This is a genomic window from Streptomyces sp. NPDC048584, assembly GCF_043199595.1.
Lineage (GTDB): Bacteria > Actinomycetota > Actinomycetes > Streptomycetales > Streptomycetaceae > Streptomyces > Streptomyces edwardsiae.
Genome location: NZ_JBICWF010000018.1, coordinates 54,552 through 69,395, shown reverse-complemented (window position 1 = coordinate 69,395; position 14,844 = coordinate 54,552). Strand labels below are relative to the sequence as shown.

The 14,844-nt window shown below is 72.9% G+C and carries 16 protein-coding genes and 1 riboswitch; of the genes, 8 read left to right on the top strand and 8 right to left on the bottom strand.

The window, feature by feature from the left end:
* Window positions 1-93 precede the first annotated feature (93 nt).
* On the top strand, window positions 94-330 hold the full coding sequence (locus ACGFR9_RS31470; protein ID WP_393215309.1) for a bacterioferritin-associated ferredoxin: 237 nt from the start codon (window positions 94-96) through the stop codon (window positions 328-330).
* A 5-nt stretch (window positions 331-335) separates the two neighbouring features.
* Here ACGFR9_RS31470 and bfr read toward each other — a convergent pair whose 3' ends face one another.
* Window positions 336-854, bottom strand: coding sequence for a bacterioferritin (gene bfr / locus ACGFR9_RS31465; protein WP_393215306.1), 519 nt, complete (start codon window positions 852-854; stop codon window positions 336-338).
* A gap of 184 nt (window positions 855-1,038) precedes the next feature.
* On the opposite strand from bfr, the gene ACGFR9_RS31460 reads away from it, so the two are divergent.
* Window positions 1,039-1,686: a sulfite oxidase-like oxidoreductase gene (locus ACGFR9_RS31460; protein WP_393215304.1), complete on the top strand. Its 648-nt coding sequence runs from the start codon at window positions 1,039-1,041 to the stop codon at window positions 1,684-1,686.
* Window positions 1,687-1,699: 13 nt separating this feature from the next.
* On the opposite strand, the gene ACGFR9_RS31455 is transcribed toward ACGFR9_RS31460, so the two are convergent.
* From ACGFR9_RS31455 to thiO, 5 genes are all read right to left on the bottom strand, one after another.
* Window positions 1,700-2,578 carry a deoxyribonuclease IV gene (locus tag ACGFR9_RS31455; protein WP_393215301.1) on the bottom strand — a complete coding sequence of 293 codons (879 nt, stop codon included), beginning with the start codon at window positions 2,576-2,578 and terminating at the stop codon, window positions 1,700-1,702.
* Between the two features lie 34 nt (window positions 2,579-2,612).
* Window positions 2,613-4,538 carry a Stk1 family PASTA domain-containing Ser/Thr kinase gene (pknB, locus tag ACGFR9_RS31450; protein WP_393215298.1) on the bottom strand — a complete coding sequence of 642 codons (1,926 nt, stop codon included), beginning with the start codon at window positions 4,536-4,538 and terminating at the stop codon, window positions 2,613-2,615.
* 167 nt (window positions 4,539-4,705) lie between these two features.
* On the bottom strand, window positions 4,706-5,518 hold the full coding sequence (locus ACGFR9_RS31445) for a thiazole synthase (RefSeq protein ID WP_393215296.1): 813 nt from the start codon (window positions 5,516-5,518) through the stop codon (window positions 4,706-4,708).
* Between the two features lie 2 nt (window positions 5,519-5,520).
* A complete protein-coding gene (thiS, locus tag ACGFR9_RS31440) occupies window positions 5,521-5,721 on the bottom strand; it encodes a sulfur carrier protein ThiS (RefSeq protein ID WP_393215294.1) in 201 nt (66 codons plus the stop codon).
* Window positions 5,718-6,884: a glycine oxidase ThiO gene (thiO, locus tag ACGFR9_RS31435; protein WP_393215291.1), complete on the bottom strand. Its 1,167-nt coding sequence runs from the start codon at window positions 6,882-6,884 to the stop codon at window positions 5,718-5,720. Before thiO ends, thiS begins: the two co-directional genes overlap by 4 nt.
* Window positions 6,882-6,993, bottom strand: a riboswitch (TPP riboswitch). Its footprint overlaps the gene before it by 3 nt.
* 52 nt (window positions 6,994-7,045) lie before the next feature.
* Here thiO and ACGFR9_RS31430 point away from each other — a divergent pair.
* The 6 genes from ACGFR9_RS31430 to ACGFR9_RS31405 all read left to right on the top strand — a co-directional run bounded on the left by ACGFR9_RS31430 (window position 7,046) and on the right by ACGFR9_RS31405 (window position 12,257).
* Entirely contained in the window at window positions 7,046-7,396 is a 351-nt protein-coding gene (locus tag ACGFR9_RS31430; RefSeq protein WP_393215288.1) for a hypothetical protein, read from the top strand.
* 28 nt (window positions 7,397-7,424) lie between these two features.
* Entirely contained in the window at window positions 7,425-8,666 is a 1,242-nt protein-coding gene (locus ACGFR9_RS31425) for an NAD(P)/FAD-dependent oxidoreductase (RefSeq protein ID WP_393215285.1), read from the top strand.
* Between the two features lie 77 nt (window positions 8,667-8,743).
* Window positions 8,744-9,109 (top strand): Rv2175c family DNA-binding protein, encoded by a 366-nt coding sequence (locus ACGFR9_RS31420; RefSeq protein ID WP_393215282.1) that lies wholly within the window; start codon window positions 8,744-8,746, stop codon window positions 9,107-9,109.
* Window positions 9,110-9,557: 448 nt separating this feature from the next.
* Window positions 9,558-10,223 carry a thiamine phosphate synthase gene (gene thiE / locus ACGFR9_RS31415; RefSeq protein ID WP_393215279.1) on the top strand — a complete coding sequence of 222 codons (666 nt, stop codon included), beginning with the start codon at window positions 9,558-9,560 and terminating at the stop codon, window positions 10,221-10,223.
* A 106-nt stretch (window positions 10,224-10,329) separates the two neighbouring features.
* A complete protein-coding gene (gene metF, locus ACGFR9_RS31410; protein ID WP_393215276.1) occupies window positions 10,330-11,253 on the top strand; it encodes a methylenetetrahydrofolate reductase [NAD(P)H] in 924 nt (307 codons plus the stop codon).
* Between the two features lie 56 nt (window positions 11,254-11,309).
* Window positions 11,310-12,257, top strand: coding sequence for a hypothetical protein (locus ACGFR9_RS31405; RefSeq protein WP_393215273.1), 948 nt, complete (start codon window positions 11,310-11,312; stop codon window positions 12,255-12,257).
* A gap of 6 nt (window positions 12,258-12,263) precedes the next feature.
* Here ACGFR9_RS31405 and ACGFR9_RS31400 read toward each other — a convergent pair whose 3' ends face one another.
* Both ACGFR9_RS31400 and ACGFR9_RS31395 read right to left on the bottom strand, forming a co-directional pair.
* Window positions 12,264-13,778 (bottom strand): phytoene desaturase family protein, encoded by a 1,515-nt coding sequence (locus ACGFR9_RS31400; protein WP_393215270.1) that lies wholly within the window; start codon window positions 13,776-13,778, stop codon window positions 12,264-12,266.
* Between the two features lie 432 nt (window positions 13,779-14,210).
* A complete protein-coding gene (locus tag ACGFR9_RS31395; RefSeq protein WP_393215268.1) occupies window positions 14,211-14,840 on the bottom strand; it encodes a TetR/AcrR family transcriptional regulator in 630 nt (209 codons plus the stop codon).
* Window positions 14,841-14,844 lie beyond the last annotated feature (4 nt).

Genomic DNA, 14,844 nt, shown 5'->3' with positions numbered 1-14,844 from the left:
ACCCCTCTTCTGTGTCTTTCGGGCGACAGGTAAGGTTAGGTTAGCCTCACCGATCAAGGGTCGGTACGGCACGACCCAGTACTCCGTCGGGAGGTGAACCGCGTGTTCGTCTGCAGTTGCTTCGGTGTGACCGAGGAACAGGTGAGGAGCCACGCGGACGCCGGAGCGTGCACACCCCGGCAGATCGCCTCCGCCTGCAAGGCGGGCACCGACTGCGGTGGCTGCGTACGGCGCATCCAGGCACTGCTCGGCCGCGGCTCCTGTCCGCGCCGGCGGCTCATCGACCAGGGCGAGCCGCCGCTCACGACGGAGCTTCCCGAAGCCGCCTGAACGGTCTAGTGGGTGGAGAAGCCGCCCGTCCCCGGACCCGACGCGTCCGGCTGGGACTGTTCCACGACCGTGGACAGGTACAGCGACTCACCCAGCTTCTCGATCAGCTCCAGCTGGGTGTCCAGGTAGTCGATGTGGTGTTCCTCGTCGGCCAGGATCGCCTCGAAGACATTGGCCGACGTGATGTCGCCCTTGGTGCGCATGACCTCCACGCCCCTGCGCAGCCGGTCGATCGCCTCGAGCTCGATCTCCCGGTCGGCCTGGAACATCTCGGTCACCGTCTGGCCGACCCGGACGTGGAACAGCCGCTGGTAGTTGGGCAGGCCGTCGAGGAGCAGGATGCGGTCGGTGAGCACCTCGGCATGGCGCATCTCGTCGAACGACTCGGCGCGCGTGTACTGGGCGAGTTTCGTCCAGCCCTTGTGGTCCTGCAGCTTCGAGTGCAGGAAGTACTGGTTGATCGCCGTGAGCTCGGCGGTCAGCTGCTCGTTCAGGAATTCGATGACCTCGGGGTCGCCCTGCATCGCATGGGCTCCTTCCGCGCGGGGGAACTGGCAGGTTGGGCCGCATGATTGCACCGGCGGAGAAGATCGTCCAGTAAGTCTGGACTTAGTAAGTAAGTCCATGCCCGGTCGGCTATGTACCTGTTTGACCGAATCTGCCGGTCCCGGTTCAGGGGCATGGCCCTCGGTCTGTCAGGATGGAGACATGGGTCAGCCGGCGGAACGCGAAGCGGGGGAGCGCACAGCAGAAGGAGCGGCGCGGTCCGAGCTCCCGCCGGGGCAGCGGCTGCAGAAGGGCTGGCCGGTCACCCACTACGGGCCGGTCCCGAAGTTCCGGCCCGAACGCTGGGAGTTCCGGGTCTTCGGCGCCACCGCCGACGGTGAGAAACGCTGCTGGAACCACGAGGAGTTCACCGCCCTGCCGTACACCACGGTCGAGGCCGATCTGCACTGTGTGACCAAGTTCAGCATGGTGGGCGCCGAGTGGGGCGGCATCCCGGCGCGCACGGTCGTGGACCTCGCCCCGCCCGCCCCGGACGTCACCCATGTGATGGTCTGGGCGGAGTACGGCTTCAGCTCCAACCTGCGGCTCGCCGACTTCACCTCCGAACGCGCCCTCTTCGCCACCCACAAGGACGGCGAGCTGCTCACCGCCGAGCACGGCTTCCCGCTGCGCCTGATCGTCCCCCATCTGTACGCCTGGAAGGGACCCAAGTGGGTGCGCGGTGTGGAGTACATGACCGCCGACCGCCGGGGCTTCTGGGAGGAGCGCGGCTACCACAACCTCGGCGACCCCTGGCAGGAGCAGCGTTACTCCTACCAGGAGGAGCCCGGGGACGGCCCCGAGCTCTGACCGTCGTACGGTCTCAGGCGTCCCGCAGCCGCTTCAGCCGCTCCACGTCCGCGGCGTGGCCCTCCTTGCCGCCGGGCGTCTCGATGACCAGCGGTACGCCCTCGGTCGCCGGGTGCCTCATCAGCGCCCGGAACGGGTCCTCGCCTATGTGGCCCGCGCCGATGTTGGCGTGACGGTCCTTGTGCGCGCCGACCACGTCCTGGGAGTCGTTGGCGTGGATCAGCTTCAGCCGGCCCTCGCCGACCGTGTCCACCAGCAGGTCCAGCGTCTGGTGCATGCCGCTCGGCCCGGTCAGATCGTGGCCGGCCGCGAAGACATGGCAGGTGTCCAGGCAGACGCCCAGTTTCGGATGGGCGTCCAGCGCCTCGAAGTACGGTCCGAAGTCCCAGGTCCGTGAGCACAGCGAGGAGCCCTGGCCGGCCGTGGACTCCAGCAGCAGCAACGGGTCGTCGTCATGGGTCAGCTCGTCCAGCAGCGGCAGCATGTACTCCCGTACCTGCTTCAGGGCCACCGACCGCTCCCGGCCGCCCGTGGCGCTGCCCGTGTGCACCACCACGCCCAGCGCGCCGATCTCCCGGCCGCGCCGCAGCGAGTGGCGCAGCGACTCCACGGACCGCTCTACGGTCGCCTCGGTGTGCGACCCGAAGTTGATCAGGTACGGGGCGTGTACGTAGGCCGGGACCGAGCCCTCCGCGCAGGCGGCGCGGAAGGCCTCGTCCTGCTCAGGGTTGCCGGGCGGGGTGGCCCAGCCGCGCGGGTTGGCGACGAAGACCTGCACGGTCTCCGCCCGCAGCTCACGGGCGTAGGACAGGCCGACGGAGTGCAGGCCGCCGGCCACGGGGACATGGCCGCCGACCGGGTTGCGGACGGGGCCGGACTGGTGACTCTTCACCCGTCAAGGGTGTCATGCGCGCGGGGGCCGCCGGTCAGCGGATCTCTATGGTTATCGTCGACCCCTTGGGCGCGGTGCCCCCGCCGTCCACGGACTGGCCCTTGACCGTGTCGCCGAACAGGCCGAGGATTCCGCGGTCCTCGTCCACCTGGAACCCGGCGTCCTCCAGCTTCTGCCTGGCCTCGTCCACACTGTCGCCGACCACGTCCGGCACCTCGATCATCTCGGGGCCCTTGGACAGGGTCAGCGTCACGGTGTCGCCCTCGGCGGCCCGGCCGCCCTCGCCCGGGTTCTGCCGGGCCACCTGGCCGGCGTCGAACTCCGAGTTCACCCGTTCGGCGGCGACCTCCACCTTGAGTCCGGCCTCTTCCAGCTCGGCCCGCGCGTCCTCCAGGCCGTCGCCGGTCACGTCCGGCACCTCCACCGGGCGGCCCTTGCTCACGGTCAGCGCCACCGCCGAGCCCGCGCGGACCTTGGTGCCCTTGCCGGGCTCCGTGGAGATCACCGAGCCCCGGGTCACCGAGTCACTGAACTCGCGGGTGACCATGCCCGGCTCCAGACCGTCGTCCTTCAGCACGTCACGCGCCTTGTCCAGTGGGTAGCCGTCGAGGTCGGGCACCCGCACGGTCTGCGGGCCCCTGGAGACGGTCAGCGACACCGAGTCGTTGCCGCGGATGCGGGCGCCCGCCTTCGGGTCGGTGCTGATCACCCTGCCCCGCTCCACGCTGTCGCTGAACGCCTCCGTCACCTCGCCGACGCCGAGACCGGCCGTCGCCAGCCGGTCCCGGGCCTCCTTCTCGGTCTTCGCCAGCAGCGGCGGGACCTTGGTGAACTGGCCCGAGTTGATGTACCAGATCCCCGAGCCGACCCCGAGGACCAGGAGCACGGCCACGACGATCGCCATCGGCCCGCGCCGCAGCGCGGTCCGGCGCCGGGGCGGCAGCGGCGGCGGGGACTGGAAACGGCTGGTGAGACGCACCGGGTCCGGGCCCTCGTCCTCGTTCACGGGCAGCGGGCGGGGGATGCCGAGCGAGCGGGGGATGACGCTCGTACGGTCCTCGGCGTTGTCGTGCTCCGCCGTCAGCGCCTGCGGGGGAACCGCGTCGAGCTGCCCGTCGGTGAGCCGGCCACGTCCCGCGCGGACCTGCGCGAGCAGCGCCACCGCGTCGTGCGGACGGAGCTCGGGGTTGCGCGCGGTCGCCGACGCGACCAGCTCGTCCAGCTCGTACGCCATGCCGGGTACGGCGGCCGACGGGGCCGGCACGTCGTCGTGCAGATGCTTGTACAGCACGATCGCGGGGGAGTCGCCGTCGTGCGGCTTCTCGCCGGTCAGCATCTCGTACAGCAGGATGCCGCACGCGTACACGTCCACGCGGGTGTCCGCGATGCCGTTCTCGATCTGCTCCGGGGCCAGGTACGAGACCGTGCCCAGCACCGTGCCCGTGGTGTTCGTCACCGAGTCCACGGCGCGGACCAGCCCGAAGTCGGCGACCTTGACCCGGCCGTCGTCTCCTATCAGCACGTTCTCGGGCTTCATGTCGCGGTGCACGAACCCGGCCCGGTGCGCGGCGCCGAGCGCGGCCAGTACGGGCTCCAGGATGTCCAGCGCGGCCCGCGGCTGCAGCGCGCCGCGCTCACGCAGCACGTCACGCAGGGTGCAGCCCGCGATGTACTCCATCGCCAGGTAGACGTACGCCCCGTCGGTGCCCTGGTCGAAGACCTGCACCACGTTCGGGTGGGCCAGACGGGCGACCGACTTCGCCTCGCGGATGAACCGCTCGACGAACGAGCCGTCCGCCGCGAGGGAGGGGTGCATCACCTTGAGGGCGAGGATGCGGTCGAGGCGGGTGTCCACGGCCCGGTAGACCGTGGCCATCCCGCCGACCGCGATCCGCGCCTCGACGCGATACCGGCCGTCGAGCAGTTGCCCGACCAGAGGGTCCTGAAGGGTCGTGTCCACCCCTTAAATCTACAAGCCCCCACCGACACCCCAGACCCGCCCAACCCCTGTTGCAGCGGACCTGTGACGTCCCCGCCCCGCCCAGCCGCGTGCGGCACGCCTGCCCGCGACCGGGCGGGACGGGGACGCCGGGACGCCGGGACGGGGCCTGGGTGGGGTGTCCGGGTTCACGGAGGTGGGGGCTGGAACGCCGGGCGTTCCGGGTCCAGCTCGGCCAGCCCCTCCGCGGGAGACGACGCCGACGCCGCGAACCACCGCCGCGGAATCCGCCCCGCCAGCCGAGCCCCCCGCCCCGCCTCCACAGCCGACCGCATCGCGGCGGCCATCAGCACCGGCACCTGCGCCCGGGTCACCGCGGACGCCAGCATCACCCCCGCACACCCCAGCTCCATCGCCAGCGCCACATCGGACGCCGTCCCCGCCCCCGCGTCCAGGATCACCGGCACCCCCGCCCGCTCCACGATCAACTCGAAGTTGTGCGGATTACGGATCCCCAGCCCCGACCCGATCGGCGACCCCAGCGGCATGACCGCCGCACACCCCACGTCCTCCAGCTTCCACGCCAGCACCGGATCGTCGTTGGTGTACGGCAGCACCGTGAACCCGTCGTCGACCAGCGTCTCGGCCGCGTCCAGCAGCTCGACCGGGTCCGGCAGCAGCGTCCGCTCGTCGGCGATGACCTCCAGCTTGACGAGGTCCGTGCCGAGCGCCTCCCGCGCGAGCCGCGCGGTGAGGATCGCCTCCCCGGCGGTGAAGCACCCCGCCGTGTTCGGCAGCACCCGGATGCCCAGCCGCTCCAGTACCGACAGCACGGACCCGTGCACCGACGGGTCCACCCGCCGCATCGCGACGGTGGTCAGCTCCGTCCCGGACGCCACCAGCGCCCGCTCCAGCACGTCGAGGCTCGGCGCCCCGCCGGTGCCCATGATCAGACGGGACGTGAAGGACGTATCGCCGAGGAGGAACGGATCGTCGGCCATGGTCAGCCTCCCTGGACGGCGGTCAGGACTTCCACCCGGTCGCCCTCACACAGGGGGGTGACCGGCCACTGCGCACGCGGGACGACGGTCTCGTTGAGGGCGGCGGCCACCCCCGAGGGCGCCGCGGTGAGCGACTTCACGACGAGGTCGAGAGCGGTGCCGGGCGCGAACTCCCGCCGCTCCCCGTTGACCGAGACGTTCATGCGGACTGCTCCGTGAGGACGGCGGCGCCGAAGCGCCGCGGGGTGAACGGGCGGGCCACGTCCGGCAGCGTCCCGCCGGTCAGGGCATCCGCCATGGCGTCGCCGGTGACCGGCGTCAGCAGGACGCCGTTGCGGTGGTGGCCGGTGGCCAGGAGCAGCCCCTCGAGCTCCGTCGGGCCGAGCAGCGGCGCGTTGTCGGGGGAGCAGGGGCGCAGTCCCGCGCGGGTCTCGGTGAGCGGCAGTTCGGTGATCCCGGGAACCAGCTCGTGGGCGTCGCGCAGCAGCTCGTACACGCCGCCCGCGGTGACGGTGGTGTCCCAGCCCAGCTCCTCGCTGGTCGCCCCGATCACCAGCTCGCCGTTCTCGCGCGGCACCAGATAGACATGGCTGCCGCGCACCACGGCCCGTACGGTCCGGCTCAGGAACGGGCCGTGCCGCTCGGGCATCGTCAGCCGTACGACCTGTCCCTTCACGGGACGCACGGGAGGCAGCACGTCCGCCGGTACGCCCGCCAGCCGCCCGCTGAGGCTGCCCGCCGCGAGCACCGTCCGCCCGGCGGCCAGCTCGGTGCCGTCGGCCGTGACGACACCCGTCGCCCGCTCCCCGGTCACCACGAGCCGTTCCACCCACGCCCGGTGGAGGGTCACGCCGGCCCGCTCACAGGCGGTGACCAGTGCGGCCGCCAGCCGCCGGGGGTCGATCTGGTGGTCGTCGTCCACCCGCAGCCCCCCGCGCACCCCCGGCGCGAGCATCGGCTCCAGGCGCCGGCACTCCCGCCCGGACAGCCACTGCGACCGAAGCCCCGACCGCTCCTGGAGGGCGTGCAGTTCCCGCAGATGGGCGCGGTCGTCGGCGTCCAGTGCCACGGCGAGCGTGCCGCACGCGCGGTAGCCGAGGTCGTGGCCGGTGAACTCGGTCAGCTCGGCCGCGAAGGCGGGATAACGCCGCGCGGAGGCGAGGTTCAGACCGAGCAGGGTCTCCTCGCCGTAGTGCAGCTCGGTGACGGCGGCCAGCATCCCGGCGGCCACCCGGGCGGCCCCGCCGCCCGGCTCGGGGTCCACCACGACCGTGGAGAGACCGCGCTGCGCGGCCCGCCAGGCCGTGACCAGTCCGATGATTCCGCCCCCGACGACGAGGACGTCCGAGGTACGTGTGGGCGACATGGGCGTCCAGCCCCTCCCTTCGCCGGCATGACCCGGATCAGGTTCGTACGGTCGGAGGCCGCCAGCCTCCCTCTCAGCCCGGTGCGTCCGGGCTCCCGCGAGTGCTTGTACGTTGGCCAGCGTATCCCCCGCCCCACCGACCCTGTAAGGGAGCCTCCCGCGTGGCACCATCGCTCGACGGACTCGTCCTCGCCCCCGTGGCCGACCAGGCCCCCGGCCAGGTCGGCACCCGCACCCGGTTCGTCTACCACGAGCGGGACGGCGAGATCTGGGCCGAGTACGGGGGCGGCGACGTCGTCCGCGGGCATCTGGTGGGCACCCGCGCGGGAGACCGGCTGGACTTCCGGTACGCGCAGCTCAAGCGGGACGGCACCACCTCCTCGGGACACTGCGTGTCCACGGTCGTCGAACTGCCCGACGGGCGGGTGCGGCTGGAGGAGAGCTGGGAGTGGGAGTCCCAGCCGGGCAGCGGGACGAGCGTCGTGGAACAGGTCGAGCACCCGGCCGGGTGATGCCGCGTCAGCTGTCTAAGGTGATCGGGTGACTGAGCAGACGCAGCAACCGGGACCGTCCGATCCGCGGCGGGTGGTCGTGGCGGGCGCGGGCATGGCCGGCGTGCAGACCGCCCTCGCCCTGCGCGAACAGGGCTTCACCGGCACCGTGACGCTGATCGGCGCGGAACCCCACCAGCCCTACGACAGGCCCCCGTTGTCCAAGGCGGTGCTGCTAGGCAAGGCCGAGGACTCCGCCTTCGACGTCGACTTCGAGGACGCCGGCATCGAACTGCGGCTCGGCTGTGAGGCCCTCGGCCTGCGCGCCGGTGACCACGCACTGGACACGGAGGCCGGGCCCGTCCCGTACGACGTGCTGGTGGTCGCCACCGGGGCGGAACCGGTCCGGCTGCCCGGCGCCGAGGGCGTGCCCGGTGTGCATCTGCTGCGCACCCTGGACGACGCCGCGCGGCTGCGGCCGGTGCTCGCACGGCAGCACGACGTCGTGGTGGTCGGGGCCGGCTGGATCGGCGCGGAGTTCGCCACGGCGGCCCGCGAGGCGGGCTGCGCGGTCACCGTCGTGGAGGCGGAGGAGCGTCCGCTGGTGGAGGCGCTGCCCGCCGAGGTGGCCGCCCCGATGGCCGCCTGGTACGCCGAGGCCGGCGTCGCGCTGCGCACCCGCACGCGCGTGGAGCGCGTCGAGCCCGGCGCCGTGGTCCTGGACGACGGCTCGCGGCTGCCCGCCGGCGCCGTGGTCGTCGGCATCGGGGCCCGGCCCGCCACCGCCTGGCTCGCGGGCTCCGGGATCGGGCTCGGCGCGCACGGCGAGATCGTCGCCGACCGTCATCTGGCGACCTCCCTGCCGGACGTGTACGCGGTCGGTGACTGCGCGTCCTTCCCGTCCGGGCGCTACGGCGAGCGGCTGCTGGTCCACCACTGGGACAACGCCCTCCAGGGGCCGCGCACGGTCGCCGGGAACATCCTAGGAGCCCTCAGCGGCCGGGAGCCGGCGGTGTACGACCCGGTGCCGTACTTCTGGTCCGAGCAGTTCGGGCGATTCGTGCAGTACGCCGGGCATCACGCGGACGCCGACCGGACCGTGTGGCGCGGGGACCCCGCCGGGCCGGCGTGGAGCGTCTGCTGGCTGCGGGAGTCCCGCCTGGTCGCCCTGCTCGCGGTCGGGCGGCCCCGGGATCTGGCGCAGGGGCGCAGACTGATCGAGGCGGGCACGGCGATGGACGCGGAGCTGCTGGCGGACCCGGGACGGCCGCTGAAGGCGGCGACCGTCTGAGGGTTCCGGCACGCCGCGTCGGCGCAGGTGGGCGGGGCTGACTTCCTCCTGTCAGTGGCAGATGGCAGGCTTGTCCCGTGACCGAGATTGACGCAAAGATCGATGCTCTCGTCCCCGCCTGGCTCACTCTGCCCGATATCGCCGAAATGCTCGATATCGAGGTGACGCGTGTCCGGCAGCTGGTCAAGGAGGGCCAGCTCATCGCCGTACGCCGGGGTGAGAACCGCGCACTGCACGTCCCCGCCGCCTTCATCGACGAGGACAAGGTCGTCAAGGGCCTGACCGGGACCCTGACGCTCCTGCGGGACGACGGCTTCACGGTCGAAGAGATGCTCGAGTGGCTGTTCACCCCCGACCCCACCCTGCCGGGCACCCCGGCCCAGGCCCTCAGCGAGAACCGCGGCACGGAGGTGAAACGCCGAGCCCAGGCCCTCGCGGTCTGACCGCCCCCGACCACCCGTGACCGGGGCCCCGAGCCCCGGCCACGGCAGTCCGCCTGACCGCCGTGTCCGACGCGGGAGGTCTCACGCCCGCCCCGGACGCCGTGCCACGGCACCCGGAGCGGCCGAAGACCCGGTCGCGTGACGCGGCCCCCAGCGTTCGCCGGGGCCGCGGCGGCCGGGTCTTCGGCCGCCGCGGCCCCGCACGCGGCGGGCCGGGTGCGTGTGGCCGTTCTCGGGCCGCCGGCCCGGGGCGGGTGCGTGCCCGGGCGCGGGCATCGCCGTGCCCCGTCGCCGTCCTCCCGGGAGGGGGCTCTCGCGGCCGCTGGAGCGGCGGCATAAGGTCCGTCCGGGTGTGTCTCGCCGGTCGTCGCGGCCCGGAGTGTCCGCCCGTGACATCTCGGGCCCGCCGGGTCCGTGCGCCGCCGACATCCCCGGGGGGGACCCTCGAATGACCGCCACCGCTCGCGCCCGGCTCGACGGCGCCCTGCTCTACCTGTGCACCGACGCCCGCAAGCGGCAGGGCGATCTCCCCGAGTTCCTGGACGCCGTACTGGCGGGTGGGGTCGACATCGTGCAGCTGCGGGACAAGGGCATGGAGGCCGGTGAGGAGCTGGAGCACCTCGCCGTGTTCGCCGACGCCTGCGCCCGGCACGGCAAGCTGCTCGCGGTCAACGACCGCGCGGACGTCGCCCACGCCGCCCGCGCCGGCGTCCTCCACCTCGGCCAGGGCGACCTGCCCGTCCCCGCAGCCCGCGCGATCCTCGGCGACGACATCCTGATCGGCCGCTCCACCCACGCCGAGTCCGAGGCCGCCGCCGCGGCCGTCCAGCCCGGTGTGGACTACTTCTGCACCGGCCCCTGCTGGCCCACCCCCACCAAGCCCGGCCGCCACGCCCCCGGCCTAAACCTCGTCCGGTACGCCGCGGCCCTCGACGCCGGGCGCCCCTGGTTCGCCATCGGCGGCATCGACCTCGGCAACCTCGACGAGGTGCTCGACGCCGGTGCCCGCCGGGTCGTCGTCGTACGGGCCGTCACCGAGGCGGACGACCCCGGCGCGGCGGCGGCCGAGTTCGCCGAGCGGCTGCGGCAGGCGGCGCCCGCGGCCGCGGAATGACCCCGCACGTCTCAGGTTTGTCCAAGGGGTGGACAGCAAGTCGGCATTTCAGACAAATATCCCGCATCCGGTTGGGGGACCGCCGCCCCCTGGCTAACCTGCCGGTATGGCCCTCGGAACCGCATCGACCAGGACTGATCGCGCACGCACCGTGCGTGACATGCTCGCCGCAGGCAAGACGACGTACTCCTTCGAGTTCTCGGCGCCGAAGACGCCCAAGGGCGAGCGGAACCTGTGGAGCGCGCTGCGCAGGGTCGAGGCGGTCGCGCCCGACTTCGTCTCCGTGACCTATGGAGCGGGCGGATCCACGCGGGCCGGCACGGTCAAGGAGACCGAGCAGATCGTCTCCGACACCACTCTCACCCCGGTCGCCCACCTCACCGCCGTCGACCACTCCGTCGCCGAGCTGCGCAACATCATCGGCCAGTACGCCGACGCCGGGATCCGCAACATGCTCGCGGTGCGCGGCGACCCGCCCGGCGACCCCATGGGCGACTGGGTGGCGCACCCGCAGGGACTGACATACGCGGCCGAACTCGTGCGGCTCATCAAGGAGTCGGGCGACTTCTGCGTCGGCGTCGCCGCCTTCCCCGAGATGCACCCGCGCTCGGCCGACTGGGACAGCGACGTCGCCCGCTTCGTCGACAAGTGCCGGGCCGGCGCCGACTACGCGATCACCCAGATGTTCTTCCAGCCCGAGTCCTATCTGCGCCTGCGTGACCGAGTCGACGCGGCGGGCTGCGCGACCCCGGTGATTCCCGAGATCATGCCCGTGACCAGCGTGAAGATGCTGGAGAGGTTGCCAAAGCTGAGTAACGCCTCGTTCCCCGAGGCGCTGAAAGAGCGGATCCTCGCAGCGAAGGACGATCCGGCGGCGGTACGCTCGATCGGAATCGGGTTCGCCACCGAGTTCTGCGCCCGGCTGCTGGCCGAGGGAGTGCCCGGACTGCACTTCATCACGCTCAACAACTCCACGGCGACCCTGGAAATCTACGAGAACCTGGGCCTGCACCACCCACCGCGGGCCTAGACCGGTCGCACGGATATACGACACACTGCGTAGCGACCACTGGGAGAGGGGCGTACATGGGCTGGACGGTCCTCTACATCGCGTTCGGCATCGTCGCGCTGTGGTTGCTGGGTGAGGTGCTGCTGCAGTACAAGGCACGGTTGCGCTGGCGGCTGCTCGCCTTCGGCGGCTTCCTCGGTGTCGTGCTCGGTGTGCTGATCCCGTCCGTCGTCGTCATCGGACTGGGCGCCGCGGCCTTCGCCGTCGGCCAGACCTACGTCACGCTGTCGTTCCGCCGCGGCTTCGCGGCCGGCTGGGCGGTCAACGCGCCGATGCTCGCCGCCGCCAAGGGCCGCCGGGGCGACCGCGGACGCGAGGAGCCGACCCTGGAGGTCTCCGACCTGGAGCCGTCCGGCGGCGACCAGGGCGACGGCGGCCACCGCGAGCGGGCCGCCTACCGCGCGGACGACGACTACGACCGCGACGACGTGTTCACCCCCGCCGCCCGCCCCGACCAGCCCGCGGACGCCGAGAGCACCGCCGTCTACGAGCCGCAGCCCATGCCCGACGACACCGGCTCCTACGGCGTCTACGGCGGCGAGCACGGCTACGCGGCCCCCTCCCAGGACCAGTACGCGGCGACCGCCCAGGGCGCCGACCCGAACTACGCCTACGACTACTCCGGTTACGGCCAGCAGCAGGGCTACGACACCACGGGCCAGCAGCAGTACGCGGCCTACTCCGACCCGTACGTCGACAACACGGCCTACGGGAACACCTCGTACGACACCGGCTACACCGACCAGCAGCAGTACGCCCAGCAGGGCTACACCCAGGACCCGTACGCCCAGCAGGGCTACGGCGGCGGCGAGACCCCGGCCGGCGGCCTCTGGGTCCCGCAGCAGCGCGGCGCCGACGACGGGTACGGCGGTGAACTCCCGCCGGAGCAGCAGCAGTACCCCTACCAGGGCGACGGACAGACACACGGCAACGGCACCGGGTACGACGAGCAGTACCGCTACTGAGCGCGGTCACTGCGACCCGCGGAACTCCGGCCCCTCCACGATCAGTCCGGCGACCAGCGCCCCCGACATCCCGGCGCGCGGAAGCCCGCCGCCGGGATGCGACCAGCCCCCGACGCGGTAGAGCCCCGGCAGCGCGGTGACATTGGCCGGACGCAGGAACCCGACGCCGCCCCCCGCCAGGGACGGGGCGGGGACGCCCCCGAACTCGGCGCCCGTCTCCTCGTCGGCGTGGTCGGGCGTGTACACCTCCCGCCACAGGACGCGCTCGCGCAGGCCGGGAAGGGCCCGTTCGGCCGCTTCGACGACCAGGTCCGCGTACCGCTCGTCGAGGTCGCCCTCACCCCACTGCGCGTCCGACGGCACCACGGCGGACACCACCACGGACTCGTGCTCCGCGTCGGGGCGCAGGGCGGGGTCGTCCGGCCGCAGCACGGTCACCGTGGGTGGTGCCGGGGCGTCGGTGCCGACGCTGAGGAAGTCCAGCTCGGCCTCGCGGCCGGTGGTGTGCACGACCGTGCGGTGCGGCGCGTCCGGCTCACGCGGGCCGCGCAGCGCCAGCAGCACGCCGAACCGCCCGGGAGGCGCCCATTCCCCGCGGACGTCGGGCCGCACATCCCCGTCGTCGTACAGCCGGTGCTCGGCCAGGAACCCCAGCCGGTGGTGGTCCACGCCCGCCACCACATGGTCCGCCCCGGCCACCATGCCGTCGCGGAAGCCGACGCCCGCCGCCCGGCCGTCCTTCTCCACGATCCGTATGACCTCGGCACCGAAGACGAACTCGACCCCGCGGGCCAGACACCGCTCGTACACCGCGCGCGCCAGTTCCCGCATGCCGCCGCGCACGTACCAGAGCCCGAAGGCGTGCTCCATGTACGGCAGCACCGCCGCGCTCGCCGGGGTCCGGCGCGGGTCGAGGCCGTACGCGAGCGCGTGGCTCTCCAGCAGGGCGGTCAGCCGGGGATCACGCAGCTCCCACGCACCGACCTCGGCGAGCGTGCCCGCCCTGCGCGTGCGCAGCAGCTTCTTGTGGGGGACCGCCGGATACGGCTCACGCTCGGCCAGCGTCCGCCAGTTGGGCCACAGCGGCTCCTCGAGCAGCGGCCGGCGCGTGCGATCCCAGGCCTCCCGGGCCCGGACCAGGAAGTCGCCCCAGCGCCTGGCCGGCTCCGCCCCGAGGGCCCTGTCCAGAGCGGCGACGACCCCCGCGCGGGAGGCGTTCGGCAGCGACACGCGGGTGCCGTCCGCGAACACGTGGTGCGACGACGGGTCGACCTGGACCAGCTCGACACACTCCTCCAGCGGCTCCCTGCCCGTCTTCACGAACAGGTCCCGGTAGACCGCCGGCAACGGCAGCAGACCCGGACCGGTGTCGAAGGCGAACCCGTCCCGCTCCAGGCGGCGCACCGCACCGCCGTACGTGTCCGTCCGCTCGTACACCGTCACCCGGTGGCCCGCGACGGCCAGCCGGGCGGCGGCCGCCATCGCGCCCATCCCGGCGCCGATCACCGCAATCCGTGCCATGCCAGGGACCTTATCCGCCGCCACCGACAACCCGTACCCGAGCACCGGAGCCCCCGCCCAGGGCCCCAGACGGCGGCGCGGGGATGTGGGCGCGCGTGCGCAGCACTGAGTACCCGTACCTAGTGGGCGAGTTGAGTACGCGCGCGGATGGGGGCCGACCTGCGGGAACGGGAGAGTGGAGACCACGGAGAGGGGCTCGGCTCCCGGAACCGGCGACACGGGGCGCCGGAACGGCAGGGGCCCGCGATCCGCTCCTTCCGCCGGCACCGTCGGCGGGAGCGAGGCACGGGGGAACCCGGGGGCGACCGCGACGGGGGTCCGCGGGGGAGGTACGGGGGACGTACGGGGGAATGCGGAAGGCGCCGGTCCGGCCGGTGGCCCGCGGGGGACGCGGCCACCACCGAACCGGCGTTTTTCGTACGCCGCCGAGCGTCAGCGGTGGCCGCCGGCCCTGCCCTGCAGCAGCCGGGACAGCGCCGCGTGCACCTCGTCCAGGGAGCGCTCCGGCTGGAACGACTGCCAGTCCAGCGCCGCCACCAGCACCATGCCGACCAGCGCCGCCGCCGTCAGCGGGACGTCGATCTCCTCGCTGAACTCGCCGTTCGCCACGCCCTCGCGCAGCACGTCCTCGACCACCGCCACCGCCTGCTGCCGCACCACCAGCAGCGTGGACTGCCACGCCCGGTTGGTGCGCCACAGCTCGGCCACGTACAGCTGGGTGAAGGCCGGGTAGCGGTCGATGAAGACGAGCCCCGCGCGGATCATCGCGTCCAGGGCGTCGACCCGGCTGCCGCCCTCGCGCGCGGTCCGCCCGGCCGCCTCCCGCAGCGAGGCGGTCAGCAGGCCGACCCCGTGCCGCAGCAGCTCCTCGAAGAGGACCGACTTGCTCGCGAAGTTGTAGTAGACCGTGCCCTTCGCGACCCCCGCGCGCTCGGCGATCTCGTCCACGGTGGTGGCGGAGAAGCCCTGTTCGGCGATGAGGGTGACGGCCGCCTCGTAGAGCTTCTGCCGGGTGGCCTCGCGGCGGGCGCTGCCGCCCGGCGTGGTGCTGCTGCTTTCCATGGCC